The sequence below is a fragment of the Vibrio maerlii genome (genome assembly GCF_003415655.1).
GTDB lineage: Bacteria > Pseudomonadota > Gammaproteobacteria > Enterobacterales > Vibrionaceae > Vibrio > Vibrio maerlii.
This window is the reverse complement of the sequence record NZ_QRHC01000030.1, coordinates 1-1,078: the sequence shown is the minus strand read 5'-3', so window position 1 is coordinate 1,078 and position 1,078 is coordinate 1. Positions and strand designations below refer to the sequence as shown.

4 tRNA genes and 1 rRNA gene are annotated in these 1,078 nt (G+C 45.6%); all 5 read right to left on the bottom strand.

Going from position 1 to position 1,078, the window contains the following annotated elements:
• Positions 1 to 428: 428 nt before the first annotated feature.
• Positions 429 to 504, bottom strand: a tRNA-Val gene (locus DPF91_RS21720).
• A 36-nt stretch (positions 505 to 540) separates the two neighbouring features.
• A tRNA-Ala gene (locus DPF91_RS21715) sits at positions 541 to 616 on the bottom strand.
• A 30-nt stretch (positions 617 to 646) separates the two neighbouring features.
• A tRNA-Lys gene (locus tag DPF91_RS21710) sits at positions 647 to 722 on the bottom strand.
• 2 nt (positions 723 to 724) lie between these two features.
• Positions 725 to 800, bottom strand: a tRNA-Glu gene (locus DPF91_RS21705).
• Positions 801 to 890: 90 nt separating this feature from the next.
• Positions 891 to 1,078 (bottom strand): 16S ribosomal RNA (locus DPF91_RS22190); the annotation flags it as partial.

Genomic DNA, 1,078 nt, shown 5'->3' with positions numbered 1-1,078 from the left:
GCTTATCGCAAGTTAATACGTCCTTCATCGCCTCTGACTGCCAAGGCATCCACCGTGTACGCTTAGTCACTTAACCATACAACCCCAAGAGGTTTCGATTTGCTTTCACTTTTTAAAAGTGAAGACAAAAAGGTGTATGGCAAACAACCAAGGTTTTGTCTCTCATTATTTAAATGAGCGAGAGACATTCGATTTTGCCGGACTCAAATATTAAACATCACAGTAAACTGTGGTGTTTCCAAGAACACTTGAATGTGTGTTGGTACCTACATCTCTAAGAGATATAGGATTTGAGAACTTTTAATTTGAATAACAACGCATATCCGAAGATATGGGGATTGTTGTTATTCGTCAGCTTTCCAAATTGTTAAAGAGCTAGTTTCTTATCGAAACCATTTTTAAAAACACTCATAGAATGTGCTTAAAGATGGTGGGCGATACCGGGCTCGAACCAGTGACCCCCTGCTTGTAAGGCAGGTGCTCTCCCAACTGAGCTAATCGCCCACGATAAGTTTTATGTCTTGTGGAAGACATCAAGAATGGTGGAGCTAAGCAGGATCGAACTGCTGACCTCCTGCGTGCAAGGCAGGCGCTCTCCCAGCTGAGCTATAGCCCCATATCTTGAGATATTCTTTCAAAGAAAGAATGGTGGGTCGTGCAGGATTCGAACCTGCGACCAATTGATTAAAAGTCAACTGCTCTACCAACTGAGCTAACGACCCAATGGTATCCCGTAGGGGAGTCGAACCCCTGTTACCGCCGTGAAAGGGCGGTGTCCTAGGCCTCTAGACGAACGGGACACTAAGTTGTAAGTGTTGGGCACTTACTATCTCTTTACTTTTCTAAACCGTATCAATCTGTGTGAACACTCATCGCAATAATCTTTCGTATAAGGAGGTGATCCAGCCCCAGGTTCCCCTAGGGCTACCTTGTTACGACTTCACCCCAGTCATGAACCACAAAGTGGTGAGCGTCCTCCCGAAGGTTAAACTACCCACTTCTTTTGCAGCCCACTCCCATGGTGTGACGGGCGGTGTGTACAAGGCCCGGGAACGTATTCACCGTGGCATTCTGATAT